Raw genomic sequence first — 26,273 nt, 5'->3', positions numbered from 1 at the left:
CTTCCGGCAGCCCTTTTCGTTTCAGATCCGGATGATCGATGTTCAATCGTGCACTGACGAGTATTTTCGGCAGCCGTAACGAGCGGGTGCTGCGTGACCTCTCCAAGACGGTCAAGCGTATCAACGCCCTCGAGCCGGAATTCGAAAAGCTTTCCGACGACGCGCTGCGTGGCAAGACCGATGACTTCCGTCAGCGTCTCGCTGCCGGCGAGACCCTCGACGCCCTGCTGCCCGAAGCCTTTGCGGTCACCCGCGAGGCCGCCAAGCGCACGCTCGGCATGCGTCACTACGATGTCCAGCTCATCGGCGGCATGGTGCTGCATGGCGGTCGTATCGCCGAGATGCGGACGGGCGAGGGCAAGACGCTGGTCGGCACACTGCCGGTCTACCTCAACGCGCTCGAAGGCAAGGGCGTTCACGTCGTCACCGTGAACGATTACCTCGCGCGGCGCGATTCCGCACAGATGGGTCGCCTTTACAACTTCCTCGGCCTTACGGTCGGCGTCGTGTATCCGGGCATGGACCACGCCGACAAGCGCAGCGCCTACCAGGCAGACATCACCTACGGTACGAACAACGAGTTCGGCTTCGACTATCTGCGCGACAACATGGCGCTCAGCAAGGAGCAGCGTAACCAGCGCGGCCTGCACTACGCCATCGTCGACGAAGTCGATTCGATCCTGATCGACGAAGCCCGTACTCCGCTGATCATTTCCGGCCCCGCCGAAGATTCCCCGCAACTTTACATCTCGGTGAACAAGATCGTCCCCGGCCTGTCCCGTCAGGAAAAGGAAGACACCGGCGGCGACTACTTCGTCGACGAGAAGGGCAAACAGGTGCACATGTCCGAAGAGGGCATGGAGCATGCGGAACAGCTGCTGCGCGAGGCCGGCGTCATCGAGCCGGACAGCGGCCTCTACGATTCGAAGAACCTCGCCGTCGTCCATCACATGAACGCGGCGCTGCGTGCGAACGCGATCTACCAGCGCGATGTCGACTACATCGTGCGCGACGGCGAAGTCATCATCGTCGACGAGTTCACCGGCCGCACGCTGGCAGGCCGTCGCTGGTCCGACGGCCTGCACCAGGCGGTCGAGGCGAAGGAAGGCGTGCCCATCCAGCGCGAGAACCAGACGCTGGCAACGGTCACGTTCCAGAACCTGTTCCGCATGTACAAGAAGCTGGCTGGCATGACCGGCACGGCGGATACGGAAGCCTACGAGTTCCAGACCGTCTATGGCCTGGAAGTGGTGGTCATCCCGACGCACCAGCCGATGATTCGCGTGGACAATCCGGATTCCGTGTTCCTCGGCCCGGATGCCAAGTACAAGGCGGTCATTACCGACATCAAGGCTTGCTTCGAGCGCGGTCAGCCCGTGCTCGTGGGTACGGCGTCCATCGACGTATCGGAACTCGTGTCGGAGCTGCTCAAGAAAGAGCGGATTCCGCACGAAGTCCTCAACGCCAAGCAGCATGAGCGCGAAGCGCACATCGTGGCGCAGGCGGGCGCGCCGGGCTCGGTCACAATCGCCACCAACATGGCCGGTCGCGGTACCGACATCGTGCTCGGCGGCAGCCTCGAGGCGCTCCTGGCCACGTTGCCGGAAACGGCGAGCGATGCCGATCGCCAGAAAACACGCGAAGAGTGGAAGAAGCGCCACGAGCAGGTGCTCGCCTCGGGCGGCCTGCATATCGTCGGCACGGAACGTCATGAGTCGCGTCGTATCGACAACCAGCTGCGCGGCCGTTCGGGCCGACAGGGCGATCCCGGCTCCTCGCGCTTCTACCTGTCGCTGCAGGACAACCTGATGCGCATCTTCGGCGGCGAGCGCATCGGCCGTTGGATGCAGATGTTCGGCATGAAGGAAGACGAGGCCCTCGAGGATCGCCTGATCACGCGCCAGATCGAAAAGGTGCAGCGCAAGGTAGAGCAGCACAACTTCGACATCCGCAAGAACCTCCTCGAGTTCGACGATGTCGCCAACGACCAGCGGAAGGTGATCTACGCGCAGCGCGACGAGCTTCTCGAGGTCGACGATATTGCCGACATGATCGTCGACATCCGCCAGGACGTCGTCGTGGCGCTAGTGCGCAAGTACGTGCCCGCCGACAGCATCGACGACCAGTGGGATGTCGCCGGCCTCGATCGCGAACTGGCCAGCGAGCTCAACCTGCGCATCGACCTGCCGCATTGGGTGGAAGGCCAGAAGGACATCGAAGCGGAAGCCATCCTCGAGCACGTGCGTGCGGCGGTGGATGCGCTGTTTGCCGAGAAGGAGCTCCAGGTAGGTGCCGAAACCATGCGCTCGCTCGAGAAGCACGTGATGCTCTCGGTGGTCGACAACGCGTGGAAGGAGCATCTGGCAAGCATGGACTACCTGCGCCAGGGTATTTACCTGCGCGGGTACGCACAGAAGCAGCCGAAGCAGGAGTTCAAGCGCGAGTCCTTCGAGCTGTTCGGCGAAATGCTCGATCGCATCAAGAGCGAAGTGGTACAGATGCTGGCGCGCATTCGCATCCGCAGCGAAGATGAAGTCACCGCGATGGAAGCCGAACAGCAGCGTGCCGCCGAAGGGCAGCGCCTGCAGTTCCAGCACGCCGACGCCCAACAGTTGGGTGTGGGTGGTGACAACGCGGTAGCAGAGCCGGTGATCGCGCCTGTACTCAACGACGGCCCGAAGGTCGGTCGTAACGATCCTTGCCCCTGCGGGTCCGGCAAGAAGTACAAGCACTGTCACGGTCAGCTGAGCTGATAAAAAAACCCGCCGAAAGGCGGGTTTTTTTTGGTTCATCGCGGAATTCCGGGGATGTCGCGGCGGACGTGGACGTAGGGGCGCAGAGCCTTCGGTGCCCACCCTCGCTGCTCAGACAGTCCTCCGCGCTCGGTTCGGAAGACCGCTTCGCGGCCCATGTCTTATGTGGCCTGCGGCCGCTCACTTGTGCGGAACTCGCCTCGAGGGTGGGCACCGAAGGCTCTCCCGAGTCCTGAGGTTCGCGTGGGTCGAGCCAAAGCGCGCGGCAGCATCGCCGGCCGGCGCGCAGGCACAGGCGCGAGGAAGGTGTTCGGCAGCCGGGTGCCAGCCACCGCCTCCACATCGACCCGGGGCTCCGACAATGGCCGGGGGCAACGACAGCACCACGCAACGGCTCGCCTTCCACTCAACCGTATCGTCGTGAGAGACCTTGGTGTCCACCCTCGAGGCGAGTTCCGCACAAGTGGAGCGGCCGTAGGCCAGATAGATACATGGGCCGCGTCAGCGGTCTTTCCTTCTCGAACGCGGAGGACTGTCTGAGCAGCGAGGGTGGGCACCAAGGTCTCCCCCGCGAGACGCCCAAGTGTAGTTTTTTTGGGCTTGTGGCTTTTTGTAGGAGCCGATTCATCGGTGATGGGGTGCTCCCCTTCACCCGGCCCGCTGCCGCGGGATTGCCGATGAATCGGCTCCCACAGGGTGGGTTGTCGGCCCGTCAGTCGCCGCCACCTTTGGGCTTCTGGCGATAGGGCTCGGCCTCTACGGTGAAGTACTCGGGCTCCGGCGTATCCAGGCGTAGCGCGGTTAGCTGGCCGCCCCACACGCAACCTGTGTCGATGGCGTAGATGCCCAGGCCGGCAAACCGGCCGAGTGCCGACCAGTGCCCGCAAACGATCTTCGTTTCGCGACGACGCATGCCCGGTACTTCGAACCACGGATACATGCCCGGTTTCTGCGTACCAGGCGTGCCCTTGCCTTCGAAGTCGATGCGCCCGGCGACGTCGCAGTAGCGCATGCGCGTGAGCGTGTTGATCGTGGCGCGATGGCGTTCGACGCCCTGCAGGCGATTGTTCCAGCCTGGCGGGCGGTTGCCGAACAGGTTCTTGAGCAGGCGCTGATGCCGCGGGCCGCCAAGCTCGCGTTCGACTTCCAGCGCCGCACGCTGCGCCTGGCGCAGTGTCCAGCTCGGTGCCATGCCCGCATGGATCATCGTCCAGCCGAGCGCCTCGTCGTGGTGCAGCAACTTCTGCATGCGCATCCATTCGAGAAGAACCGGGGCGTCGTCAGCGAACAGGACCTCGCGCAGCTCAGGGTTCACCCGCTGTTGCGCGTCTTCGCGGCGCTGACCAATGGCCAGCAACGAAAGGTCGTGGTTGCCGAGCGTAATGACACTCTGTTCGCGCAGCGAATGAATCAGGCGCAGGGTGGCCAGCGACTCTCCGCCACGATTGACCAGATCGCCGCAGAACCACAGGCGATCATTCGCCGGGTCGAAGCGAATCTTCTCCAGCAAGCGCTGAAGTTCGGGGTAGCAGCCCTGGACGTCGCCGATTGCGTAGACGGCCATCAGTCCTGCTGCTCCATGGCGCCGTTGCCGGCGTGCACGCTATCCATGAGTCGATCCTAGTGGAGCGTGCGGGGTATCGAAAGCACGAAAGTCGGAATCGGGGCATCGAACTGGGTGCCGTCGTCAGCAATCATGCTGTAGGTGCCTTCCATGGTGCCGACCGCGGTCTCGAGGACAGCGCCGGAGGTGTACTCGAACGACTCCCCGGGGCGCATCCAGGGCTGCTCGCCGACCACGCCGTCGCCGCGTACTTCCTCTACCTTGCCGTTCGCATCCTTGATGACCCAATGGCGGGTCATCAGCTGCGCGGCCGTGTCGCCGGCATTGCGCAGCGTGATGGTGTAGGCAAAGACGTAGCGGTTGTCGGTGGGCTGCGACTGGTCGGGGACGAAGCGGGATTCGACCTCCACGTCGATCGTGTAGGGGGTTTTGGAGTTCATGGACCGATTGTCGGGGACAGGGACAGGGCGGGCAAGTATGCCCGCAAGGACCTTCACATCGCGTTGGCGAGCTTGACGAAGTCCCCGGGGGGCAGGGTTTCCGCGCGTGCGCGCGGATCGATGCCGAGATCCCGTATGGTCGCTTCATCCACCAGGCCTTTGAGCGTGTTGGACAGCGTCTTGCGGCGCATGGCGAAAGCTGCCTTCACGACTTTGTAGATATTGGCCGGGTCGCCCTTTGGCAGTTGCTCGGGTGGCAGCGGTACCAGTCGGACCACCGCCGAGTCCACCTTCGGAGGTGGCCGGAAGGCGCCAGGTGGGACCAGGAAGAGCGGAGTGACCTTGCAGGCGAGCTGGAGCATGACGCTCAATCGTCCATAGACCTTGCTGCCTGGTTCGGCGGCCATGCGGTCGACCACTTCCTTCTGCAACATGAAATGCATGTCCTGGATCGCGGCGGCATGATCGACGCAGTGAAAGAGGATGGGGCTGGAAATGTAGTAAGGCAGGTTGCCGGCGATGCGCAGGCGTTCGGCGCCGAGCTCCCGGGCGAGCGCCGTGAAATCCACCTTCAGCACATCGGAGTGCACGATGCGCAATTCGCCGATGGAGGCAGCGCGCTGCTGCAGGCCGGGGATCAGGTCCGTGTCCAGTTCGATTGCCGTCATCCGCTTCGCGACGGCCAGCAGGGGCATCGTCATGGCGCCTTCGCCCGGCCCGATCTCGACGACCGTGTCGCCGTCCTTCGGTGCGATGGAAGAGACAATGCGATCGATGTAGCGCTTATCGTGCAGGAAGTGCTGCCCGAAGCTCTTTTTGGGGCGTGCGTTCATACGGCGGCCCGATGGTTGGCAAAGTCGATGGCAAGTCGTGTCGCTGCGAACAGGCTCGCTGGATCCGCGCGGCCCGTGCCGGCCAGGTCCAGCGCTGTGCCGTGATCGACCGACGTGCGAATGAAGGGGAGGCCGAGGGTCACGTTCACCGTGCTGTCGAAGGCTTCGCTCTTGAGGACGGGCAGCGCCTGGTCGTGGTACATCGCCAGCACGGCGTCGTAGCGACCGCGCAGGGCGGGCACGAAGGCGGTGTCGGCGGGAAGTGGTCCGAGCAGGTCCATGCCTTCCGCGCGCAGACGCTCGAGTAGCGGGATGATGGTGTCGATCTCTTCCCGCCCCATATGGCCGTCTTCTCCCGCATGCGGGTTGAGGCCGAGCACGGCGATGCGTGGGCGAAGCAAGCCATAAAGCGATGTCAGCGAGCCGCTGACGATGCGCAGCGTGCGCTCCAGCAGCTCCGGCGTAATGGCCGATGGCACCGCCGATAGCGGCAGATGCGTCGTCGCCAGGGTGACGCGTAACGTCGGGCTCGCCAGCATCATGACCACCTCGCTGGCGGCGCGCTCGGCGAAGAACTCGGTGTGTCCACTGAAGGGCACGCCGGCGTCGTTGATGCTGGATTTCTGCACGGGTCCGGTGACCACCGCGTCGAACTCGCCACCGAGGCAGCCGTCGGCCGCAACGGTCAGCATATCGAGCACGTGGCGGGCATTGGCGGGGTTCGGCTGGCCGGGTACCTCCCGTGTTGCCAGTGGCACGTGTCGCACGCGGACATGACCAGCGGCCCTTGTCGCCAGGCGGGTGCCGTCGTCGTCGCTGATGGTGAGGTCGATGCCGCAGATCGCGGCGGCCCGGCGAAGCAGGTCGCGATCGGTGATCGCGACGAGGTCGGCGGGGAGGTCGCTCGCGGCAAGGCGGGCGACCAGTTCCGGACCTACCCCGGCAGGCTCACCGGCAGTGACGGCGAGCCGTGGCAGGGAGGTCGCGGTCATGGCAGCTTACTGGGCGGCGGGTGTGGCCGAAGCCTGCTTGTCGTCCGGATCCTTGAGTTCCGGCACGAGGATGTTCACGTAGGCGGAGGAACGCTGCTCACGGAGATAGCTCTCGTAAGCCGCATCAGCCTTGCGGTTGCCGATGGCCTGGCGGGCCTGGTCACGCTGCAACTGGTCGGTCAGATCGCTCTGGCGCGTACCCAGGCGCTGCATGACGATCCAGCCGGCGTCGGTCTTGATCGGCTGCGACACTTCGTTGTCTTTCAGGCTGGCGATCTGGCTACCGATGGCCTGGCCCCAGGCGTCAGCGGCGAACCAGCCCATGTCACCGCCGTTGTTCGCGGTGGTGGTGTCCTTGGAATCTTCCTTCGCGATCTTGGCGAAGTCTTCCTTCTTGTCGACCACGCGGGTGTAGATGTCCTGCGCCTTCTTCTCAGCCTGTTCGGGCGTGACGATTTCCGACGGTTTGATCAGGATCTGGCGGGCGTGGTACTCGGTAACGATCTGACGGCCGGCCTGACGGGTCTCGACAAGCTTGAGGATGTGGAAACCGGTCGGACCACGCAGCGCGGCGGTATTGTCCCCCGGCTTGAGGCCGGTGACGGCGTCTGCGAAGGCAGGCGGCACCTCGTCGAGCCGGCGCCAGCCGAGGTCGCCGCCATCGAGGGCGTCGGGTGCGTCGGAGAAGCGAATGGCCGCGGCGTTGAAGTCCATGCCGCCCTTGATCGCCTTGATCGTGTCCTCGGCCTTGGCCTGGGCAGCGGCAATGTCGCTCGCGCTGGCGTTGGCCGGCGTGCTGATCTGGATGTGCGCCAGGTGAACTTCGCCGCCCTTGTAGGTCGGGCTGGCGAGCATGTTGTTGACCTCGGTATCGGTCACGTTCACCTGGTCGCGAACCACGCTCTCATGAAGCTTCTGGGCAGTGATCTGGTCGGACAGCTGCTGGCGGAAGCCGGCGTAGCTGTAGCCGTCCTGCTCGACCGCGGCGCGCAGCTGCTCGGGGCTCATCTTGTTCTGCTGGGCGACGTTTGCCGCAGCCTGGTCGACATCCTGGTCGGAGACCTTGATGTTCTGGTTGGCGGCCTGCTGCACCTGGATCTTCATCAGGATGAGGCGATCCAGCACCTGCCGCGCCAGCACGTCGTGCGGCGGCAGCTGGGCGGGATTGGCGGCGTACTGCTTGACGATGGCGTTGATCGCTTCGTCGAGCTCACTCTGCAGGATGATGTCGTCTTCGACCACGGCAACGATGCGGTCGATCGGGCCGTTGCCGGAAGCACCGTTGCCTGAAGCACTTCCGCCCTGTGCCGGCTGGGCCGAGGGCATCAGCTGGGCATGGGCGGTGGGGACGACCGACGCGAGAGCCGCGGCGAGCAGGGAGTACGCAAGAATCTGCTTCATCGAATAGGGAGCCCGGGGCACTTGCCCCTCTTATTGATAGCCAAGGATAGCACGCCGCAGGAAGCTACCCGTCTCGGGGTTGAAGGAGCCCAGGCCCTTGAATTCCATCTCGAACATGATCGCGTTGGCTGTCTCGCGGGTGTAGTCGCGAACGAAGTGGCGGCCGAGTACGCGGAAGGCGACGCAGCAGCTGTCGTACTCGACGCCCACGGCAGCATCCAGGGTGCGATGCGAGTACGTGAAGGTGTTGAAGGGCCCGATGCCGCCGGGCGCATAGACAGGCAGGACGTCGCGGCGGGCAAAGACCCATCGCGCCAGTGCACGCCAGCGCTCGGACACAGGAAAGACCACGGATGTGTCGAATTGTTCCATCACGTTCCGGCGATAGCGGTACGAGAAGTTGATGATGCCGTCGCCCTTGAGGCGGCGCTGGACCTGGACCGTGGCCAGGTCGGTCTCGTGCCCCTGGACGAATGCCTGCGCGTCCGTATTCAGGTAGGGGCTCTGTTGTTTGTTCGGGTTCCACTGGTACGAACTGTTCATCCGCCAGTCGTCGTTGAACTGCATGGCCACCTGCGCGATGTAGTCCGAACCGGCGAAATTGGTCGGCGCCACGCCAGGCGTCTGTACCTTCTGGTCGCTGAAGTAGCGGATCTGGCCCAGGCTGGCTGAGAACCTTTCCACGCCGTGATCGTCGAGCAGGCGCGTCGTCAGGGCGGCGGTGAGGTTGTTCGCGTCCATCTGGCGGTCGGCGCCGGAAAACCGGTTATTGGTGAACAGCTGCCAGAAATCGAACGACATCGCGCTGGTGTCGAAGAGCGGCAGGTTGTTCTGGTTGCGGTACGGCACATACAGGTAATACAGGCGTGGCTCGAGCGTCTGCGTGTAGTCGGTGCCGAACAGGCTGGTCTGCTTGTCGAAGATCAGGCCGGCATCCACGTTGGCGATCGGCAGGGAGCGGGATGGGTCGCGTTGCGTGTAGTTGTAGTGCTGGTAATCGGTGTCGAGGCGATAATCGGTGTAGCGGTACTCGATACGCGGACGGACGAACCAGGAGGCACCCTGGAAGTCGGCAGCGAGAAACGGGGCGAGATCCAGTCGGGTGCCATCCACCTGACCGGGAAAGCCAGGGGAGACCGGTGCGGGATCTTCCTTGCGGAAGTTCACGATTTCGGTGTCGATGCCGCCGTCGAGCCAGCTGAGCACGGGTGCGTTGAAGTTGAAGGTGCCGCGCGGCCAGCGACGGTACGGTGCCACGTAATTCGGCAGGCCCGCGTCGACGTTCTGGTAATCGTCCGCGCCGAGGGAGGCGGACCAGTATTTGCCACCCTTGCTCACGTACGCGCTGGACGAAAGCAAGGTGACGCCCGTGGTGTAGATATCGTTACCGAAGTCACGGAAATACTGGTTGTCCGAAGCCCGGTTGATGTTCGCGCCGAAGTGGAAGCCGTCGCCCAGGTTGGTGGAGTTGGCAATCTGCAGCAGCCACCGTTGCTTGGAGCCGTCGCGGTCGCTCGTGTGACTGACGTCCTGGTCCTCGCCCTTGTCGTGCGCCATGTAGTGCAGGTCGAAGCTGCCGTTCGACTGCGGCAGCAGGTAACGGAACTCGCCTCCGAGCATCAGGCCGCGATCGCTGTAGAAACCCGGCTCCACCGTGGCGTCGTAGTTCGGCGCGAGGTTGAAGTAATACGGCAGAGTCAGGTACACGCCCGAATAGGTGTTCGAGCCGAACGTCGGGTAAAGGAAGCCACTCTTGCGGCGGTCGTCAAGCGGAAAACTGAAGTAGGGCAGGTACATGAACGGCACGTTCTTGTACCGCATGGTCGCGCTGCGAGCTTCGCCGACACCGGTGTCCTTGTTCAGGTTCATCGTCTTCGCGCGGAACTCCCACACGTGGCTACCGACATCGCAGGTGGAATACGTGGCCATGTTGAAGCGGCCATGCTGCGGGTCCATCACCTTGGCGTGGTCGGCCACGCCATTGCCGCGCGACTGCAGCAGCTGGTAGGTGACATGGTCGGCGTCGGCCTGGTTGGGCGTAGTAGTGCCTGTCATGCGGTCGGCGGAAACGAGCATGCCCGCCTCCTGGTACCGCACATTCCCCTTCGCATCGTAAGCGGTGGAGGCGGAGTTGTAGGTCACGTCGTCGGCGCGCATGACCTGGTCGGCGCGCTCCAGACGTACACCACCGGTCAGGTGGTAGACGTCGGGCTCCGGACTCTCGACTTTGACGCCGCTGGCATTGCCGTCGTCGATACCTGAATGTACGTCGGTGACGGCAGTCTCGCGCAGCGTCGTGTCCTTGGTGATCGCCGGCTCGTAGAAGGCGAGCATGGCGTTCGGACGGCACAGGTTGTAGTTGATCGGCCGCGGTGGGCACAAGAACGAGCCCAGCGCACAGGTGGCCACCGGCGCAGTCTGGGTAGTCGTGCCCGATGGAGCGACCGTGGCAGGCGCCTGGGCGGCCTGGGCGGCACTGGACACGATGAAGGCGACGGCTGTCGCCAGCAGGCGGCGTTTAGGCAGGATGCTGTTGCGTGACGTCACAGGCTCGGTCTTATTCGTTCGAAAGGCGGCCAACTTAGCAGAATCGTCAGCAACACCGCACGATGGCAAGTCACCCATAGCTCTGGACCCCTGGAGAGCGCGTCGTCGATCGCCGCGCCTGGCAATTGAGCTTACACCGCCGGCTTAGCCGCGCGGGCGGCGTTCATGCTGCCAGAGCACCTCGCCGTGCCCGCTACGGCGAGCGAGAACGCGTGCGATGACGAAGAGCAGGTCGGACAATCGATTCAGGTACCGCTGCGCCTCGGGCCTCACGTCTTCGACCCGGCCGAGGGCGACGACATCGCGTTCGGCACGCCGGCATATCGTCCGGGCGAGGTGGCAGGACGCCGCCGCCATCCCGCCGCCGGGCAGGATGAAATCCTTCAGGGCGGGAAGATCCGCGTTGAGGGCGTCGAGCACCGCCTCAAGGCGGTCGATGTCCCGGGCTTCGACCATGGCCATGCCGGGGATGCATAACTCACCGCCGAGGTCGAACAGCTCGTGCTGGATCTGCACGAGTGCCTCGCGGATATCGTCGTCCACCCCTTCGGCAGCCATGGTCATGCCAATGGCGCTGTTGAGTTCGTCCACGGTGCCGTAGGCGGTGACGCGCAAGGAGTCCTTGCCGGTACGGCTGCCATCGCCCAGGCCGGTCGTGCCGTCGTCGCCGGTGCGTGTGTAGATCTTGGAAAGTCGATTGCCCATCGGGACATTCTATCGTTGCGCGGGCTCCTTCACGTGGCGGGGTTATCATCCGGCCATGACTTCTTCCGAACCCATTCTTATCGTCGGCGGCGGCCTGGTCGGCGCCAGCCTCGCCATCGCCCTGGATAACGCGGGCTTGCCGGCCATCCTCGTCGAGGCCGCCGCACCACGTGTGGACGACCAGCCCAGCTACGACGAGCGCAACCTGGCCCTGGCCCGTGCGACCGTGAACGGCCTGGCGGCCATCGGCGTGTGGGAGTTCGCGCAGGACAGGGCTACCCCGATCACACACATTCGTACAAGCCGCGCCGGCGACTTCGGCAGCGTGCGCATGGATGCCGCGGCGGAAGGCGTGGACGCCCTGGGCTGGACTCTCCCGGCGCGGGAGCTCGGCGCCGCGCTACTGCGCCGCCTCGACCGCTGCCGCCTGCTGACGCGCCTCGCCCCGGCGCGGGTCGAGGGTATCGAAGCCGTGGATGGCGGCTGGTCGGTGACCGTCCCGGCCCATGGGGAAGTCCGGCACATCGTTACCCCGCTCCTCATCGGTGCCGACGGGACACTGTCGGGTATTCGCGCCCAGCTCGGCATCGGCACGGCCGAATACGACTACGAACAGGCCCTCTTCGTCAGCACGATGACGCCGCAGCGTGACCCGCGCGGCCGCGCCTTCGAGCGTTTCACGGACTCAGGCCCGGTGGCCGTGCTGCCGTTGGCTGATCGCCGTGTCGGCGTCGTACTGACCGTCGCCGCTGGGGAGGCCGACACGGTGGCCGCCATGGACGACGCGACCTTCGTTGCTCTCGCTCAGGAGCGTTTCGGCTGGCGGCTCGGCCGCTTGTCGCGTCCTGGCAAGCGTTCGCCCTATCGTATCCGGCGTGTGGCCGCCGACAGCCTTGTCGCGCCGCGTGCCGTTCTGGTCGGCAACGCGGCGCAGACCGTCCATCCCATCGGCGCACAAGGCTTCAACCTGGGCCTGCGTGATGCACTGACCCTGGCCGAACTCGTGGCCGGGGCGAACGATCCGGGTGCCCCGGCTTTATTGGTTGAATACACCGCGCGACGTGCGGCGGACCGCGAAGGGACCATGGCCATGAGCCACGGCCTGGTCCGTCTCGCCTGCCTGAACCAGCCGCTGCTGGGCCCGCTGCGATCGCTGGCGATGCTCGCCTTCGATCGCGTGCCGACCTTGCGGCATGCGCTGAGCCGCCGCGGCATGGGCTTCAAGCCCCATGCGCCACTCGCGGTACGGGAGAAAACGCCATGAGCGAGGCCTGGCAGAACGAGCCCGCGCGCCGCCGCGGTAGCCTCCTCGATGTGGCCGTGGTGGGTGGCGGCATGGTCGGTGCCGCCACCGCGCTGGCCTTGGCACGGTCCGGTTTCTCGGTCGCCCTGATCGATGCCCGCGAGCCCGCGGCCTGGGCCGCGGTCGACGAGGTAGACCTTCGCGTGGTCGGGCTGGCGCCCTCGTCAGTCGCGCTGCTGGATCAGCTCGGGGTGTGGCCGCAGATTCGCGAGGCGCGCGCGTCCGCTTACGAGCGCATGCACGTATGGGACGCGGAAAACGGTGCGGCCATCCATTTCGACGCGGCAGACCAGGGGCGCGACGTGCTCGGCTACATCGTCGAGAACAGCCTCGTCCAGGCGACACTCTGGCAGGCGCTGGACGCCGCTGGGGTGCGCCGTATCGTACCGGCCGAAGTGATCGCCTACACCATGCGCGACGACCGGGCCCAACTGGACCTGGCCGACGGTCAGGTCGTTACCTCGCGCCTCGTCGTCGCTGCCGACGGCGCCGAATCCCCGTTGAGAACCATGGTTGGCATCGGTACGCATGGCCGGGACTATGCGCAGCGTGCTGTCGTTGCCCACGTCGAAACCACCGAGGCGCACCAGCGCACGGCCTGGCAGCGATTCCTGCCTTCCGGTCCATTGGCTTTCCTGCCGCTGGCCGACGGCCGCAGCTCGATCGTCTGGTCCCTGCCCGATGCCGAGGCAAAGCGTGTATTGGCCTTGGATGACGAGGCGTTTCGGCAGGCGCTCGGGGTTGCCAGCGACTTCCGCCTCGGTCCGATCCGCGCGGTCACCCGGCGCGCCGCCTTTCCTCTTCGACTGAAGCTGGCCGGCAGATATGAAGTTGGGCGAGTGGTGCTGCTCGGCGACGCCGCTCATGCCGTTCACCCCCTCGCGGGGCAGGGCGTGAACCTCGGACTACGTGATGTCGCCGAACTGCGCGACACGCTGGTGGAGGCGCGCGAGGCCGGAAGGGATTTCGCCGCAACGCACGTGCTCCGGCGCTATGCGAGGCGTCGCCGCAGCGCCGACGGCCTGGATGCGTGGTCGTTCGATGCGCTGGCCCGGATCTATGCGTGGCAAGCGCCACCGCTGGTTACGGCGCGTGGCCTTGGCGTACGCCTGCTCGGCCGCATCGGCCCGCTGAAGAGCCGGCTGGCACGCCACGCCGCGGGGCTGTAGCTACCCAAGGTCGTGCGGCCGGTCCTATGCTTGCCGCACTCAACCAGGGAATCACGCCGATGCGCCGTTCGTTGCTTGTCCTGTCCTTGCTCGTCCTCGGTCATGTCGGAGCGGCGGCGGCCGCGATGGTCGCCAAACCGGTCCAGTGGACCGATGCTGGCGTGACCTACAAGAGCTTCCTGGTCTATGACGATGCCGTCGCCACGAAGCGCCCGGGCCTGGTAATGGTGCCTAACTGGTATGGCATCAACGACATGGCGCTGGCAAAAGCCAAGGACATCGCCGGCAAGGATTACGTCATCCTGCTTACCGATATGTACGGCGGCGACACGCGGCCGAAGTCGGAAGCCGAGGCCGGTGCGGCGGTCAAGCCCCTGTATGCGGATCGCAAGATCATGCGCTCGCGTGTGTCGCGCGCATTCGCCGAACTGAAGGCACAGGAAAAGAACGCACCGATCGACCCGGCGCGGCTGGCCGCTATCGGATTCTGCTTCGGCGGATCCGCCGTGCTCGACCTCGCGCGCACCGGCGCCGATATCGCCGCTGTGGTCAGCTTCCACGGCTTGTTGGCCACGGACGATCCGAAACTCGCCTCGAACATCCATGCCAGGGTGCTGGCCCTGAACGGTGCCGACGACACCAACGTGCCGCCCGAGCAGCGGGCCGCCTTTGAGTCGGAAATGCGCGATGCGAAGGTGGATTGGGTCTCCACCGACTTCGGCGGCGCGGTGCATTGCTTCACTGAAAAGGAAGCCACTACACCGACGGGCAACTGCCGTTACGACGCCAAAGTGGCGAACCGGGCCTACGCCGCCATGCGCGCATGGCTGACGGAAGCATTCGCGAAGAAGTGATCGACGCAGTCGATCAGAAGCGCCGCTCGACCGAGTAGTCGGCCAGGGCGGCCAACGCGTCGCGGAAGGGCGATGCGGCGATTTCCCCCAACGCCGTTCGCGCGGCGTTGGCGTGGGACACCGCGCGATCGTGGGTGCGCTCGAGCGCACCCGAATCGCGAATCGCGGCCACGATGCGGTCAAGCGAGTCGAGCCCGCCATGCTCGATGGCGTGGCGCAGGGACTTCAGCTGCTCCGCATCCGCCGACTGCATCGCATAGATGAGCGGAAGGGTCGGTTTGCCCTCGGCCAGGTCGTCGCCGATGTTCTTGCCCAGAGTCTCCGCATCGGACACGTAGTCGAGCAGGTCGTCCGCGATCTGGAAGGCATAGCCGAGCTCCATGCCATAGCGGCGCAGGGCCGCCACCTGGTTCTCCGGCAGCCCGCCCAGTACGCCACCGAGCTCGGTGGCGGCGGCAAACAGCACGGCGGTCTTCCGTTCGATCACCGCCAGGTAGGACGCTTCGTCGACGTCGGCATTACCGATGTTGAGCAGCTGCAACACCTCGCCCTCGGCGATCGTGTTCGTGGTGTCGGCGAGGATGCGCATGATGCGCATGTCGTCCAGTTCCACCATCAGCTGAAACGAACGCGAGTAGAGGAAGTCGCCTACCAGCACGCTGGCTGCATTGCCCCAGAGCGCATTCGCGGTCTTGCGGCCCCGGCGCATGTCGGACTCGTCGACCACGTCGTCATGGAGCAGGGTGGACGTGTGGATGAACTCGATGATCGCTGCCAGCTTTGCATGCTCCTGGCCACCGTAGCCCGCGGCGCGGGCCGCCAATACGTGCAGCATCGGACGCAGGCGCTTGCCGCCACCGGCGATGATGTGGTCCGCGATGGCATTGATCAGTACGACGTCGGAAGACAGTCGGTGCCGGATCAGCGCGTCGACCTCCTTCATGTCGTCGGCTGCCAGGGCGCGGACGCCAGCAAAGTCGAGGGAGGTGGTGCGATCGGCGATGGAGTCCATGGACCAGGTTCGTGTGCGACAAATCGGTCCACAGTATAGGGTCTGCCATGGCGTTCCGCCGTCCGCGTCCGCGCGATCCGAATAATCGGCGTCCGGCGGGGCACGCACCGCGGGTCAAAGGGGGCTGCCGGGGCCGGTACCGCGCTGGCCGGTGGGGGTCGCCTGTTCGGAACGACCTCGGTGCTGGCCCCCGTCCCTGACCTGACCCGCCCCCAGCGTTCCCCTAGGCATTCCCCCCAACCCGTGCCGGATGCTCCTGCCCGGCGGCGCACCGAATCCTCGCGTGCAAACGAGCCGTGCGACGCCGCAGGTTTCAGCCAGCGCGTATCGATAGATGCACGTCGTGCGCAGACACTGACCTTCCTCCACCGAGAAGGTCACCACCGTGAACATCATCACCGCGTCATCCCTCATTACCGTGCTCGTCGCCATGCCTCTTTCGCCGGTCATCGCCGCCAACGATGGCACGATCGAAATCAGCGGCCGGATCACCGCGACCACCTGCGAGGTAGAAGGCAAGCCTCCCGGTTCGGGAGCCGTCACGAAGACGGTCGACTTTGGTGACATCAGTGCGGGAAATCTCGCGACCGAGGGCCAGACATCGGGAGACCGCGGGTTCCAGATCCATATCGGCGGCAATGCGGAGTGCATCGATGGCGGTCTGGCGAAGATTCGCTTCGATCCGGCCAGTCCCTCACTGGACCGCACGACCGGCCGCCTCAACATCGACGCGGTAGCCGACGCAGCGAAGAACGTCCAGATCCAGATCGCCAATCAGGATGGCACGCCGATCAACATGTACACGGAAGACTCGCAAGGAACGACGATCGTCGGCACCAGCGCGATCATTCCGCTTATCGCCCGGTACTACAGCACGGGCAAGGCGGAGAAGGGTGCCGCGAACTCCCGGGTGGGATTCCAGGTCGTCTACCAGTGATGGTTCGCGCGCGAGCGATCATCTGGCTTGCCGTAAGTGCTGCCTGCGCGACCGGTGATGCCCACGCCGGCATCGTCATCGGCGCCACGCGCATCGTGTTCCCGGGAGCAAGTCGCGATGTCGCCGTGCGGATCGAGAACAAGGGGCAGGAGCCGGGTCTGGTTCAGGCGTGGATCGACGATGGCGATGATCGATCCACGCCGGAGAGTGCGCACGTGCCGTTCGCTATAACACCGCCGGTATTTCGCATCGATGCCGGTCGGGGGCATGCGCTACGTATCGTCCATATCGGCGACGTTCCGCCTGCGAAGCATGAGGTGTTGTACTGGCTGAATGTCCTGGAGATTCCACCGAGCCCGGACGCCGGAAAGTCCATGAACACATTGCAGTTCGCGTTCCGGCACAGGCTCAAGCTGCTGCACCGGCCATCTGGCCTGAGCGTCGAACCGTCTGCTGCGCCCTCACTGCTGGTCTGGTCGATCGAAACCGACGGTGCGCTGCCCCGGTTGCATGTCAGCAATCCTTCGCCCTATGTGCTGTCCTTCAACGAGGTGGCGATCATGGGTGCGGGGTCACCAGGCAAGAAGTTTCCCCTCGGCGGTGGAATGGTCGCTGCGGAGGGGAAGACGACGTGGTCATTGCCGGAGGGCGCATCGTTGCCGACCGGTGCCGTGGTGATGTTCGCGACGATCAACGATTACGGCGCGGTCGTTCCCGGAACGGCAAAGGTGGTCGCTGTTCCCGGGGCCAATGACTAAGGCAAGAGCGTCCCGTTGCGTCGCTTTGCATGGGCCGCGTGCCTGCGTGCTAGGCATCGGGATCACGCTGATGCTATGCGCGGTGCTCGTGCAGGCGGAGGACCTTCCTCCGAAGGACGGCAAACCCGTCCAGTTCAATTCCGCATTTCTTCCAGGTGGCTCCGCCATGAAGATCGATCTTTCTCGCTATGCCCGACGTAACCCGGTCATGCCCGGTACCTATGAAGCCGATGTCTGGTTGAATGGCGAATGGCAGGTGCGTCGCAGCGTTCATTTTGCCGCCGACGACACGCAATCCGACGCCGTGCCCTGCCTGTCGGGCGTGACATTGACGTCACTCGGGGTCGCGCTGGCGGCGGGAGCGGCGGCTGATGACCTATGCCTTCCGGTTTCCGATCACGCGCCGGGTGCTACCGCGCGTTTCGACGTGAGTGAACAAAGGCTGGATATCGAGGTGCCGCAGGCTGCACTGATCCGTCACAGATTCGGCATGGTTCCACCAGGGAAGAGCGACGATGGCATCCCGTCAGGGCAGCTGGCCTGGCGCCTCAATCTCCATCGAAGCACGTCGGGAAGGCGCTCGCGGACGGTGCGACTTCTTGCCCATGAGGCAGGCATCAATGCCGGACACTGGCGCGTACGTGGTGCGGGTTCGTGGAGCGCGTCGCGCTACGCGCGCCATCATCTCTATGTCGAGCGACAGGTCGACGCCTGGCGGGCACAATGGCGTCTCGGTGAGGTCATGGTAGCTGACGGCACGTTCGCCCCCGTCCGCCTGCGTGGCATGACTATCGCGAGCGATGCGCGCATGGAGGATGACGCGAACCTAGGCTACAAGCCGACGGTGCGTGGCGTCGCCCGAACGCATGCACGGGTGCGTGTGAGCCAGGCCGCCGTGCTGCTGCGGGAACTTGCGGTCCCACCCGGACTCTTTGTGATTGATGACCTTCAGGGCCTCGGGCGAGGCGGTGACCTGTATGTCACGATCGACGAGGAAGACGGTGGCCGCACATCATTTCGCGTACCGTTCTTCGCGATGCCCGAGTTGCTCGGCGAAGGTCAAAGCACGGTAGCGATGAGTGCAGGCCATACGGTGGCGACGCGGGGTCAGGGGAGTGACTTGATGCAGGCGACCTGGCGGCGAGGTTTCGCGCGGGACACCACGATTTACACGGGTCTGCGCCGCCAGGGAAGCGGAAACTCGGCACTTATCGGAGCAGCGATCGACACCCTGGCGGGTGCCTTCGCCGTGGACTTCACCGGTGCCCGCATGGCGACACGCTCCCACTTCGGCTCGTCGGGTCGGGGCAGGACCTGGCGCGTGCGTCATGGCCGGCGTTGGCACGACGGAACCAGCATGTGGCTAAACCTGGTACGAGAGCGCGGAAGCGTAGCGCAGGCCGTCGGCGGGCGCCGGCACTCAAGCGAGGGCCGCAACGCGGGTCACGAGCGCCTGGACGTCGTGTTCCATCGCGAACTACCCGCTGACAACGGCATCCTGACGGCGAGTGCCAGTCAACGTCGCAGCCTGCGTCCTGTTCCTTCCCGTCATTCCGGATCGGAGAGGTCGTATGCGCTCGCATGGACGCGCGGATGGCAAAGGGCCACGCTCGACGTGTCCATGCGCCATGACACTGACGACACGAGCGCGCGGGTCGGTATCTCGATGCCGCTGGGGTCGCCGTCATCGCCGACGTTGCTGACGGTGACCGGTCATGAAAGTCGCACCAACGGCGGCCGTTTGCAGGTCGGAGTGGGTGGCGCCATCGGTTCCGAACGCGAACTTGGCTACGGGGCATTCGTGGAGAACGGCGCCGATCGTGCTCGTCGACTGGGCCTGTCCGCCTCCCACCTGTCCGGCGCGGGTGAGTCGAGCCTCGCCATCGATCGCGCCGGTGCCGCGCACGGAGAGTCGTTCTCGACGGCTGGCGCCCTGGTGTTTCACCGCCATGGCATCACGCGTGCGCAAAGGCTTGGGGAGGCGATGGCCCTCGTGCATGCGCCGGGAGCGGCAGGCGCAAGACTGCCATCCGCGACGGGCGTGCGGCTCGATCGGCGTGGCTATGGCGTGGTGCCGTACCTTGCAGCCTTCCGATGGAATGCGGTGGAGATCGACCCGACCGGAATGTCGCTGGATGTCAGCCTGTCATCGACGCGCAGGCGAGTCGCGCCTACGGCAGGCGCGCTGGTTCTGGTGCCGTTCGAAACAGACGTCGGTCGTACGTCGCTGCTTGTGGCGCGTCTGGCCGACGGTTCTCCACCAGCCTTCGGTGCGGACGTGCTGGACGGACAGGGCCGTTCGGTCGGGGTCGTCGGTCAGGCGGGTAACATTTTTGTCCGCGACGTGGAGCCGGGTGCGCCCCTGACGGTCCGCTGGGGCGATCGGTCGACGGACCGCTGCGTCGTTCGGGCGGTGAGGGGCGGCGAGGCCGCGCAAGGCCTGGCGCGTCTGACGGGAGTGTGCGAATGAACGGGCGGCCCCTCGGACTCGTTGCCGTAGCCTTGTTTGGCTTTTTTCTTGGCCCGCTTCCCTGCAAAGTCGCCGCTGAATCCCTCCGCGTACCGTCGGGTGGGTCGGCCGACACGCTCCAGTTCGACGTCACCGGTGCGATTACGCCGTCCTGTGCGCTGGTCGCGAACCGGATCCGTATCGATCTGGGCAATGTCCCCGTGTCCGAACTTGCCTTGGTGGGCGAGGGAAGCCGCTGGCGAGCGGCGGCGTTCATTGGCGCGGACTGCGTCGGTGCCACGCATGCTTCGGTGGTTATGCGTGCGGATTCTGCCGCGGAAGACTCCCGTTACATCGCCACCACGGGGGATGCTCGCGGTGTCGCCGTCGAGTTGCGTACGGGGTCCGGCCAGCCGGTCCTGCCCGACGGGACGACGCCGGTACGCTTCGATCTTGCGGGCGCGTCACCCGAGCTTCGCTTTGAGGCCAGGTATGTCCGGGTCGGCCCACTGGGGCCAGGGAACGCCCCGGCGACGGCCCTCGTGCAGATCACATGGGAATGAGACTGGCGCCCGGGCTCGTGACGGATCCTGCCCACATCGAAAGGTTTGCGGTGAGGGCGGCCATCGCCCAAACTACCCGGTCCGACCCCGTCGGCCCGCACATCGCGCAGGCTGGCTATGATGGGCGGGAAGACACATATAAGAGGGAAATCCATGGCACGCGGTATCAACAAGGTCATCATTGTCGGCAACCTCGGCGCGGATCCCGAGACCCGGTACACCGGCAGCGGCACGGCCATCACCAGCCTGCGCATTGCCACGTCGGAAGCCTGGACCGACAAGGCCTCCGGCGAGAAGCAGGAGCGCACCGAGTGGCACCGTGTGAAGCTGTTCGGCAAGCTTGCCGAGATTGCTGGCGAATACCTGAAGAAGGGCCGTCAGGTTTACATCGAAGGCTCCCTGCGCACCGACAAGTACACTGATAAAGATGGCGTCGAGCGTTACTCGACCGACATCATCGGCAACGAGATGCAGATGCTAGGTGGCAACGCCGGCGGCGAAGGCGGCGGGTTTGCTGGTGGTCAGGGTGGTGGCGCTCGTCCGCAGCAGGCACGCGCTGCCGGTGGTGGCGGTGGTGGCGGTGGCAACTACGGCGGCGGTGCCGGCGGCGGTGGCGGTGGCCAGCAGCGTGGTGGCGGTAACTACGGCGGTGGCCAGCAGCGCGGTGGCGACGACTACGGTCAGCCTCGCGGTGGTAATGCGCCGCCGCAGCGCTCTGCCCCGCCCGCAAACGAAGGCTTCGACGACGACGATATTCCGTTCTGATCGTCGATCAGTGTCACGCAGGTGTGGGAGCCGCTTCAGCGGCGAAATGATGTATCGCGCCAGTTCAGAAAAAAAGGCAGAGCAAACGCTCTGCCTTTTTTTCTGTGTCGGTCGACCGACGTCGGTCAGCCGAACGTAAAAGCGAACACGTCCGCCCCGGGTTCAAGGAACTCGATTTCGAAGGTCCGGTCTTCGATCGGTGCCTTCTGTCGGATCAGTTGATACAGGCGTTGGCCGTCGATGGTCCCGTTGCCCTGTTCATCGGTATCCGCACCGTGACTGCTGCCCGGCGGCTTCCCATCGATCCGTACCCGGAATCGCACAGGGGTGCCGCGTGTGGCAGGGCCCGCCACCAGGTGCAGGTCGCGGGCATGGAACCGAAACAGCAGTCTCCCGTTGGCTTTGCGTACCGTGGTGGCCTCGGCGCCCATGGACCATTCGCCGGAGAGTGCCCAGTCGTTGAGATCGAGCGGCGTCGGTGCCGTATAGGCATGGCGGGTGTCCTGCACGGGACCGCCAGGCGATGCGAAGCGTTCCGAGCGCGCATAACCCACGTACGTTTCGGGCGATTTCACATGATCCCAGTCGGGGGCCGCTTCGACGCCTGTTCCCTGCACGCCGACCAGGTTTCGGTCGACACCCGACGCACCTGCTTCGGCCAGGAGCTGTTGTATCGCTCGCTCGGTCTGGTCGTAGTCGCCCTCACCGAAGCGGTGGTATCGAATGCGTCCCTCGGCGTCGATCAGGTAGATCGCTGGCCAGTACTCGTTATGAAACGCGTTCCATACCCGGTGTCCGTTGTCGATGGCCACGGGGAAGCGGATCGCCTGACGGGTCACGGCGTCACGAATGCTGTCGAGCCGCTGCTCGAAAGCGAACTCAGGTGACTGCACTCCGATCACCACGAGTCCCTGCGCCTGGTACTTCGTCGTCCAGGCGCGCAGATACGGCAGCGGTCGGAGTGAGTTGATACACGAGAACGTCCAGAAATCGACGAGGACCACCTTGCCGTGCAGACCGGCAGGCGTCAGGGCCGGACCGTTGAGCCACGATGTCGCCCCGCCCAATGCAGGAAACTGGCCTTCCACGGGCAATGCCTGCGCGGGAGAAGATCCGGCCGCGGAAGGTGCGTCGGCGAAGGCGAGGGCGCCTGTCATCGTGAGAAGGAGCAGCTTGAGTAGTCGCACGGTGGTATTGACCCCTGGCCTTATGCCATTCCCAAGATGCGCCACCCGGGGCCGGATGGCTTGCACGAAGTGTCGATAGGCCCGGGTATCAGGTTTTACATGCCGCGGATATCCGCTGCATACCCATCTAAAGACCGATGACGACGAGCACGAGGGTGCGTATGGTGGCCCCGCGCCCCCTTTTCCCCTGATGGCCGTTGCGATTATGCGAAACACGTTCCTGCTAGGCGTAAGCCTTGCGCTGAGCTCGGTTGCCTGCACGCCTTCGGCTCCCCCGGGGCCCCCACCGCTGACCGATTACACGGTTAACTCTGGTGCACCGCGCGCGCCGGAACAGCTCGCCGTGACGTTCGAGCATGCCGATCTCAGTTTTCGCGTCGATCCGGTACGGCATTGGATCGAGGGCGACGCGAAGCTGACCTTTGGCCTGACCGCGCCGCTGCGTCGCGTGGTGCTCGATCTGGACCGCAATCTGCCCATCGATACGGTCGAAGTCGACGGTGAGCCGTTGCCGCGCAGCGCCTTTCGCAATCCGCAGGGACGCCTGGAGATCGACCTTCCGCATCCCCTCGATGCGGGCGCGCGCACGACGGTGCGCGTGACCTATCACGGCAGTCCCCATGTCGCCGTGCGCGCGCCGTGGGACGGCGGCTTCGTCTGGGCGAAGACGCCCGATGGGAAGCCCTGGGTCGCTACTGCCGTGGAGGGGGAGGGCTGCGACGTGTTCTGGCCCTGCATCGACCATCCGATGGGGCGACCGAAACTGGTCGACGAGCATGTGACTGTGCCGGCGCCGCTGGTAGCTGTCGGCAACGGTGTTGCCGCGGGCGTGGACGAGGCCAATGGCATGCGCACGTATCACTGGCGCAGCCACGACGTGAGCACCTACGGCGTCGCGCTGAACATCGCGCCCTATCACGAACTTTCCAGCTCCTACGCCAGTCGTTTCGGCAACATCATTCCGCTGCACTACTGGTATGTGGATGACGAGAAGCAGGCAAAGGCGCTCTTCGCCGAGTTCCCGCCCATGCTCGACTTCCTCGAAAGCACGATCGGCCCGTATCCGTTCGGCGCCGAGAAAATGGGCGTGGCGGAGACGCCGTTCAAGGGCATGGAACACCAGACGATCAACGCCTACGGCAATGGCTACGCCAAGACGCCCTACGGTTATGACGACCTGTTGCAGCACGAGCTCTCGCACGAGTGGTTCGGCAACCAGATGACCAACGCCAACTGGGACGACATGTGGTTGCACGAGGCATTCGCCACTTACATGCAGCCGCTCTATGCCGAGTCGATCGGCGGCAAGCAGGCCTATTTCGCCAGCCTCATGCGTATCCGCAGCGGGCTCACCAATCGCCATCCGATCGTCTCGGGAAAGCCGCGACGGGAAGAAGACGTGTATGAGGACTCGCGCGGTGGTCCGGGCCAGGACATCTACGGGAAGGGTGCAATGATGTTGCACGCCCTGAGGAATCTCATTGGTGACGAAGCCTTCTACCGTTCGACGCGCCTACTGGTTTACGGCACCGAGCACCCCGTGCCGGGCAATTTCTCGCCGCGATACGGCACCACGAACGAGTTCATCTACAACGTCGACAAGGTCACGGGCAAGGACCTGCACTGGTTCTTCAACGTATACCTCTTCCAGGCGGCGCTGCCTGACCTGCAGGTAACCCGTAGCGGACAGCAGTTACACCTCGCATGGTCGGTGCCCGGCAAGGGGCCCTTCCCCATGCCGGTAGACGTACGCATAGGCGACCACGTGGTGACTTTGCCCATGGCCGATGGCCAAGGTGACGTCACGCTACCCGAGCGCGCCACTTACACGCTCGACCCGGACTCGAAGCTGCTTCGGCGTGACGTCGGCATCGAGGCCTTCAGGGAATACGTCGAGAAGCGCAAGGCAAAGGATCGCTGAGCGTCAGCGCCGCAGATAGTCGCCGAGGGCCGCCACGGCTACGGCGCAATCGGCCCGACCGAAGCCGATGCGGAAACGGTCGATTGGCGTAGGAGCCAGCTCGGACCGGTAGTGCTCGGCGGGTAGCAAGAGCACGCCGGCCTGCTCGACCAGGTCTGCCGCGAAGGCCTCGACCGTGCCCGCACCGAGATAGCGCGGGAAAGCGACACAGCCGCCGTCAGGCCGGTACCAGTCGAAGTGCTCCGGCCATTCGGCAAAGAATGCGTCGAGTAGCGTAAGGTTATCGCCGACGATCCGGCGATTCTTTTCGAGGATCGTGTCCCGCGCCTTGAGGGCAATCAGTGCCAGCTGCTCCGAAGGACCCGAGTTACAGATGGAGAGGTAATGCTTGTAGCGCTCCATCTTCTGCAGCAGCGCGCGATCAGCACAGGCGATCCACCCGATACGAAGGCCGGGCAGGCCGTAGGCCTTCGACATCACGCCCAAAGAAATACCACGCTCATACACGTCGGCCGCTTGCGGCAGATGTTCGGTGCCTGGCGGTCCGAGTGGACGGTAAACCTCGTCACTGAAGAGCCAGATGCCGTGCCGGCGGCACAGCGCCACCAGCGCGTCGTAGCGGTCGCGCTCCAGCATCTTGCCTGTCGGGTTGTGCGGGAAGTTGATCGAGATCACCCGTGTTTTCGGCCTGATGGCCGCAGCGACGCGTTCGATATCCAGGGACCATCGATCGTCGGGATCGAGGGGGACGCCGGTGACCTCGCAGATCGACAGGGGCACGGTTTCCGCCGACTGATAGTTCGGCGTCACCACGATGGCGTGGTCGTCCGCACCCAGCAGGACGCGCATGGCGATGTAGATGCCTTCCTCGGCACCGGCGAAGCAGAGGACGTCGTCGGCTCCGCGCGTGTCGTACGTGCCGGCGATGGCTTCGCGCAGTGCTGGCGCGCCGTAGGTTTGCGTGTAGCCCAGATGCAGGGACTGGAAGGCTTCACGATCCGCTGGCTCGGCCAGCGCGAGGAGTTCGTCCACCCGCATGCTCTGGGCGTCCGACGCCGTCAGGTGATAGCGCGCGGCGAATTCCCAGCGCGAGAAGTAGGTTTCGAGGCGGAAATCGGGCAGGGTAGTCATGGGTATGGACTATATGTCCATCATGAACAATTTGTCTATCGTTCGTGTCAGCAGATGCGCGCACTCCCATGGGCGGCATCCCCGGCAACCGCTAAAGTGCATCTATGACCTCCCCGCGCCCCTCTCTCGTGCTACCGGCACTCGCCGTGCTCGGCTCGATCACATCGCTGTGCATCGGCACGTCGTTCGCGAAGAAGCTCTTTCCGCTCATCGGCGCGGAAGGCACCTCCGCGCTGCGCGTCGGATTCTCGGCTCTGGTGCTGCTTCTGTTCTGGCGGCCGTGGCGCTGGCCGCTGAGCCGGCGGGATGCGGGTTTTGTGATTCGTTATGGACTGACGCTCGGCGTCATGAACCTGTTGTTCTACCTGGCGCTGAGGACCATTCCGTTCGGGATCGCCGTGGCCATCGAATTCAGTGGTCCGCTCGCCGTGGCGATGATCGCGTCGCGTCGCGCGATCGATTTTGTCTGGCTGGCCAGTGCGATCACCGGCCTGGTGATGCTGCTACCGCTCGGTCACGACAGCACACTCGATCCGACGGGCGTGATGCTCGCTCTCGGCGCGGCCATCTGCTGGGCCCTGTATATCCTCTTCGGCAAACAGGCCGGTCACCTGCATGCCGGGCAATCGGTGTCTCTTGGCCTCGTGGCGGCGAGCCTGGTGGTCGTGCCCTACGGGGTCGCGCATGCGGGTGCCAGCCTGCTTGATCCAATGATCCTGCTGGCCGGCCTCGGCGTAGCCATCGTGTCGAGCGCTATACCCATGTCGCTGGAGATGATGGCGCTCAAGCGACTGCCCAGTGAAACTTTCGGCATCATGGTGAGCCTGGAGCCGGCCGTGGCGTCGTTGCTGGCGATGGTGCTGCTCGGCGAGCATCTCGTGGGTGGCCAGTGGCTGGCTATCGGATTCATCGTGATGGCTTCGATCGGCAGTACGGTGACGGCGCGCAGGGCGCGTCCCGAAGTGGCGGAACTTGTGAGTTGATCGAGT

The 26,273-nt window shown here is 64.8% G+C and carries 21 protein-coding genes; 11 read left to right on the top strand and 10 right to left on the bottom strand.

Going from position 1 to position 26,273, the window contains the following annotated elements; genetic code table 11:
- Positions 1–38: 38 nt before the first annotated feature.
- Positions 39–2,753, top strand: coding sequence for a preprotein translocase subunit SecA (gene secA, locus C8J98_RS00565; protein ID WP_107909918.1), 2,715 nt, complete (start codon positions 39–41; stop codon positions 2,751–2,753).
- Positions 2,754–3,465: 712 nt separating this feature from the next.
- Here the strand turns inward: secA and C8J98_RS00560 are convergent.
- From C8J98_RS00560 to C8J98_RS00530, 7 genes are all read right to left on the bottom strand, one after another.
- Complete coding sequence (locus tag C8J98_RS00560; RefSeq protein WP_107909916.1) at positions 3,466–4,317, bottom strand: symmetrical bis(5'-nucleosyl)-tetraphosphatase; 852 nt, start codon at positions 4,315–4,317, stop codon at positions 3,466–3,468.
- Between the two features lie 56 nt (positions 4,318–4,373).
- Entirely contained in the window at positions 4,374–4,757 is a 384-nt protein-coding gene (gene apaG / locus C8J98_RS00555) for a Co2+/Mg2+ efflux protein ApaG (protein WP_107909915.1), read from the bottom strand.
- A 53-nt stretch (positions 4,758–4,810) separates the two neighbouring features.
- A complete protein-coding gene (rsmA, locus tag C8J98_RS00550; protein ID WP_107909914.1) occupies positions 4,811–5,590 on the bottom strand; it encodes a 16S rRNA (adenine(1518)-N(6)/adenine(1519)-N(6))-dimethyltransferase RsmA in 780 nt (259 codons plus the stop codon).
- The gene (gene pdxA, locus C8J98_RS00545) at positions 5,587–6,582 is read right to left on the bottom strand and encodes a 4-hydroxythreonine-4-phosphate dehydrogenase PdxA (protein WP_107909913.1); all 996 of its coding nucleotides are present in this window, start codon (positions 6,580–6,582) and stop codon (positions 5,587–5,589) included. Before pdxA ends, rsmA begins: the two co-directional genes overlap by 4 nt.
- A 6-nt stretch (positions 6,583–6,588) precedes the next feature.
- Positions 6,589–7,983, bottom strand: coding sequence for a peptidylprolyl isomerase (locus C8J98_RS00540; protein ID WP_107909912.1), 1,395 nt, complete (start codon positions 7,981–7,983; stop codon positions 6,589–6,591).
- Positions 7,984–8,013: 30 nt separating this feature from the next.
- On the bottom strand, positions 8,014–10,530 hold the full coding sequence (lptD, locus tag C8J98_RS00535; protein WP_233260060.1) for an LPS assembly protein LptD: 2,517 nt from the start codon (positions 10,528–10,530) through the stop codon (positions 8,014–8,016).
- 144 nt (positions 10,531–10,674) lie between these two features.
- Positions 10,675–11,235: a cob(I)yrinic acid a,c-diamide adenosyltransferase gene (locus tag C8J98_RS00530; RefSeq protein WP_107909910.1), complete on the bottom strand. Its 561-nt coding sequence runs from the start codon at positions 11,233–11,235 to the stop codon at positions 10,675–10,677.
- Positions 11,236–11,290: 55 nt separating this feature from the next.
- Between C8J98_RS00530 and ubiH the strand changes: the two genes are divergently transcribed.
- The 3 genes from ubiH to C8J98_RS00515 are packed head-to-tail and all read left to right on the top strand — an operon-like array spanning position 11,291 to position 14,561.
- Positions 11,291–12,499: a 2-octaprenyl-6-methoxyphenyl hydroxylase gene (gene ubiH, locus C8J98_RS00525; RefSeq protein WP_107909909.1), complete on the top strand. Its 1,209-nt coding sequence runs from the start codon at positions 11,291–11,293 to the stop codon at positions 12,497–12,499.
- Positions 12,496–13,707, top strand: a complete 1,212-nt coding sequence (locus tag C8J98_RS00520) for a UbiH/UbiF/VisC/COQ6 family ubiquinone biosynthesis hydroxylase (RefSeq protein ID WP_107909908.1) — start codon at positions 12,496–12,498, stop codon at positions 13,705–13,707. Before ubiH ends, C8J98_RS00520 begins: the two co-directional genes overlap by 4 nt.
- 59 nt (positions 13,708–13,766) lie before the next feature.
- Positions 13,767–14,561 (top strand): dienelactone hydrolase family protein, encoded by a 795-nt coding sequence (locus C8J98_RS00515; RefSeq protein ID WP_107911072.1) that lies wholly within the window; start codon positions 13,767–13,769, stop codon positions 14,559–14,561.
- Positions 14,562–14,574: 13 nt separating this feature from the next.
- Here C8J98_RS00515 and C8J98_RS00510 read toward each other — a convergent pair whose 3' ends face one another.
- A complete protein-coding gene (locus tag C8J98_RS00510) occupies positions 14,575–15,573 on the bottom strand; it encodes a polyprenyl synthetase family protein (RefSeq protein WP_107909906.1) in 999 nt (332 codons plus the stop codon).
- A 385-nt stretch (positions 15,574–15,958) separates the two neighbouring features.
- On the opposite strand from C8J98_RS00510, the gene C8J98_RS00505 reads away from it, so the two are divergent.
- The 5 genes from C8J98_RS00505 (at position 15,959) to ssb (ending at position 21,045) form a co-directional block, all read left to right on the top strand.
- On the top strand, positions 15,959–16,510 hold the full coding sequence (locus C8J98_RS00505) for a fimbrial protein (protein ID WP_199229767.1): 552 nt from the start codon (positions 15,959–15,961) through the stop codon (positions 16,508–16,510).
- Positions 16,510–17,268, top strand: a complete 759-nt coding sequence (locus C8J98_RS00500) for a fimbria/pilus periplasmic chaperone (RefSeq protein WP_107909904.1) — start codon at positions 16,510–16,512, stop codon at positions 17,266–17,268. The genes C8J98_RS00505 and C8J98_RS00500 overlap by 1 nt, the downstream gene beginning before the upstream one ends.
- Positions 17,261–19,738 carry a fimbria/pilus outer membrane usher protein gene (locus C8J98_RS00495; protein WP_107909902.1) on the top strand — a complete coding sequence of 826 codons (2,478 nt, stop codon included), beginning with the start codon at positions 17,261–17,263 and terminating at the stop codon, positions 19,736–19,738. The genes C8J98_RS00500 and C8J98_RS00495 overlap by 8 nt, the downstream gene beginning before the upstream one ends.
- Positions 19,735–20,280, top strand: coding sequence for a fimbrial protein (locus C8J98_RS00490; protein ID WP_107909900.1), 546 nt, complete (start codon positions 19,735–19,737; stop codon positions 20,278–20,280). Before C8J98_RS00495 ends, C8J98_RS00490 begins: the two co-directional genes overlap by 4 nt.
- A 153-nt stretch (positions 20,281–20,433) precedes the next feature.
- Positions 20,434–21,045, top strand: a complete 612-nt coding sequence (gene ssb / locus C8J98_RS00485) for a single-stranded DNA-binding protein (protein ID WP_107909898.1) — start codon at positions 20,434–20,436, stop codon at positions 21,043–21,045.
- A 125-nt stretch (positions 21,046–21,170) separates the two neighbouring features.
- Here the strand turns inward: ssb and C8J98_RS00480 are convergent, their stop codons facing one another.
- Positions 21,171–22,232 carry a redoxin domain-containing protein gene (locus C8J98_RS00480; protein WP_199229766.1) on the bottom strand — a complete coding sequence of 354 codons (1,062 nt, stop codon included), beginning with the start codon at positions 22,230–22,232 and terminating at the stop codon, positions 21,171–21,173.
- Positions 22,233–22,575: 343 nt separating this feature from the next.
- On the opposite strand from C8J98_RS00480, the gene C8J98_RS00475 reads away from it, so the two are divergent.
- The gene (locus tag C8J98_RS00475; protein ID WP_233260059.1) at positions 22,576–24,153 is read left to right on the top strand and encodes a M1 family metallopeptidase; all 1,578 of its coding nucleotides are present in this window, start codon (positions 22,576–22,578) and stop codon (positions 24,151–24,153) included.
- A gap of 3 nt (positions 24,154–24,156) precedes the next feature.
- Here C8J98_RS00475 and C8J98_RS00470 read toward each other — a convergent pair whose 3' ends face one another.
- Positions 24,157–25,284 (bottom strand): aminotransferase class I/II-fold pyridoxal phosphate-dependent enzyme, encoded by a 1,128-nt coding sequence (locus C8J98_RS00470; protein WP_107909897.1) that lies wholly within the window; start codon positions 25,282–25,284, stop codon positions 24,157–24,159.
- 104 nt (positions 25,285–25,388) lie between these two features.
- Here C8J98_RS00470 and C8J98_RS00465 point away from each other — a divergent pair, with 104 nt between their 5' ends.
- Entirely contained in the window at positions 25,389–26,267 is an 879-nt protein-coding gene (locus C8J98_RS00465) for an EamA family transporter (RefSeq protein WP_107909895.1), read from the top strand.
- Positions 26,268–26,273: the final 6 nt, after the last annotated feature.

Source organism: Luteibacter sp. OK325, assembly GCF_003050935.1.
Taxonomy (GTDB): domain Bacteria; phylum Pseudomonadota; class Gammaproteobacteria; order Xanthomonadales; family Rhodanobacteraceae; genus Luteibacter.
The sequence above is the reverse complement of the archived record's forward strand: the minus strand, read 5'-3'. Positions and strand labels throughout refer to the sequence as shown.

Bases quoted from the DNA above. Each gene is read 5' to 3' on its own strand.
- secA (WP_107909918.1), top strand. From the start codon at position 39: ATGTTCAATCGTGCACTGACGAGTATTTTCGGCAGCCGTAACGAGCGG.
- C8J98_RS00560 (WP_107909916.1), bottom strand. From the start codon at position 4,317: ATGGCCGTCTACGCAATCGGCGACGTCCAGGGCTGCTACCCCGAACTT.
- apaG (WP_107909915.1), bottom strand. From the start codon at position 4,757: ATGAACTCCAAAACCCCCTACACGATCGACGTGGAGGTCGAATCCCGC.
- rsmA (WP_107909914.1), bottom strand. From the start codon at position 5,590: ATGAACGCACGCCCCAAAAAGAGCTTCGGGCAGCACTTCCTGCACGAT.
- pdxA (WP_107909913.1), bottom strand. From the start codon at position 6,582: ATGACCGCGACCTCCCTGCCACGGCTCGCCGTCACTGCCGGTGAGCCT.
- C8J98_RS00540 (WP_107909912.1), bottom strand. From the start codon at position 7,983: ATGAAGCAGATTCTTGCGTACTCCCTGCTCGCCGCGGCTCTCGCGTCG.
- C8J98_RS00530 (WP_107909910.1), bottom strand. From the start codon at position 11,235: ATGGGCAATCGACTTTCCAAGATCTACACACGCACCGGCGACGACGGC.
- ubiH (WP_107909909.1), top strand. From the start codon at position 11,291: ATGACTTCTTCCGAACCCATTCTTATCGTCGGCGGCGGCCTGGTCGGC.
- C8J98_RS00520 (WP_107909908.1), top strand. From the start codon at position 12,496: ATGAGCGAGGCCTGGCAGAACGAGCCCGCGCGCCGCCGCGGTAGCCTC.
- C8J98_RS00515 (WP_107911072.1), top strand. From the start codon at position 13,767: ATGCGCCGTTCGTTGCTTGTCCTGTCCTTGCTCGTCCTCGGTCATGTC.
- C8J98_RS00510 (WP_107909906.1), bottom strand. From the start codon at position 15,573: ATGGACTCCATCGCCGATCGCACCACCTCCCTCGACTTTGCTGGCGTC.
- C8J98_RS00500 (WP_107909904.1), top strand. From the start codon at position 16,510: ATGGTTCGCGCGCGAGCGATCATCTGGCTTGCCGTAAGTGCTGCCTGC.
- C8J98_RS00495 (WP_107909902.1), top strand. From the start codon at position 17,261: ATGACTAAGGCAAGAGCGTCCCGTTGCGTCGCTTTGCATGGGCCGCGT.
- C8J98_RS00490 (WP_107909900.1), top strand. From the start codon at position 19,735: ATGAACGGGCGGCCCCTCGGACTCGTTGCCGTAGCCTTGTTTGGCTTT.
- ssb (WP_107909898.1), top strand. From the start codon at position 20,434: ATGGCACGCGGTATCAACAAGGTCATCATTGTCGGCAACCTCGGCGCG.
- C8J98_RS00470 (WP_107909897.1), bottom strand. From the start codon at position 25,284: ATGACTACCCTGCCCGATTTCCGCCTCGAAACCTACTTCTCGCGCTGG.
- C8J98_RS00465 (WP_107909895.1), top strand. From the start codon at position 25,389: ATGACCTCCCCGCGCCCCTCTCTCGTGCTACCGGCACTCGCCGTGCTC.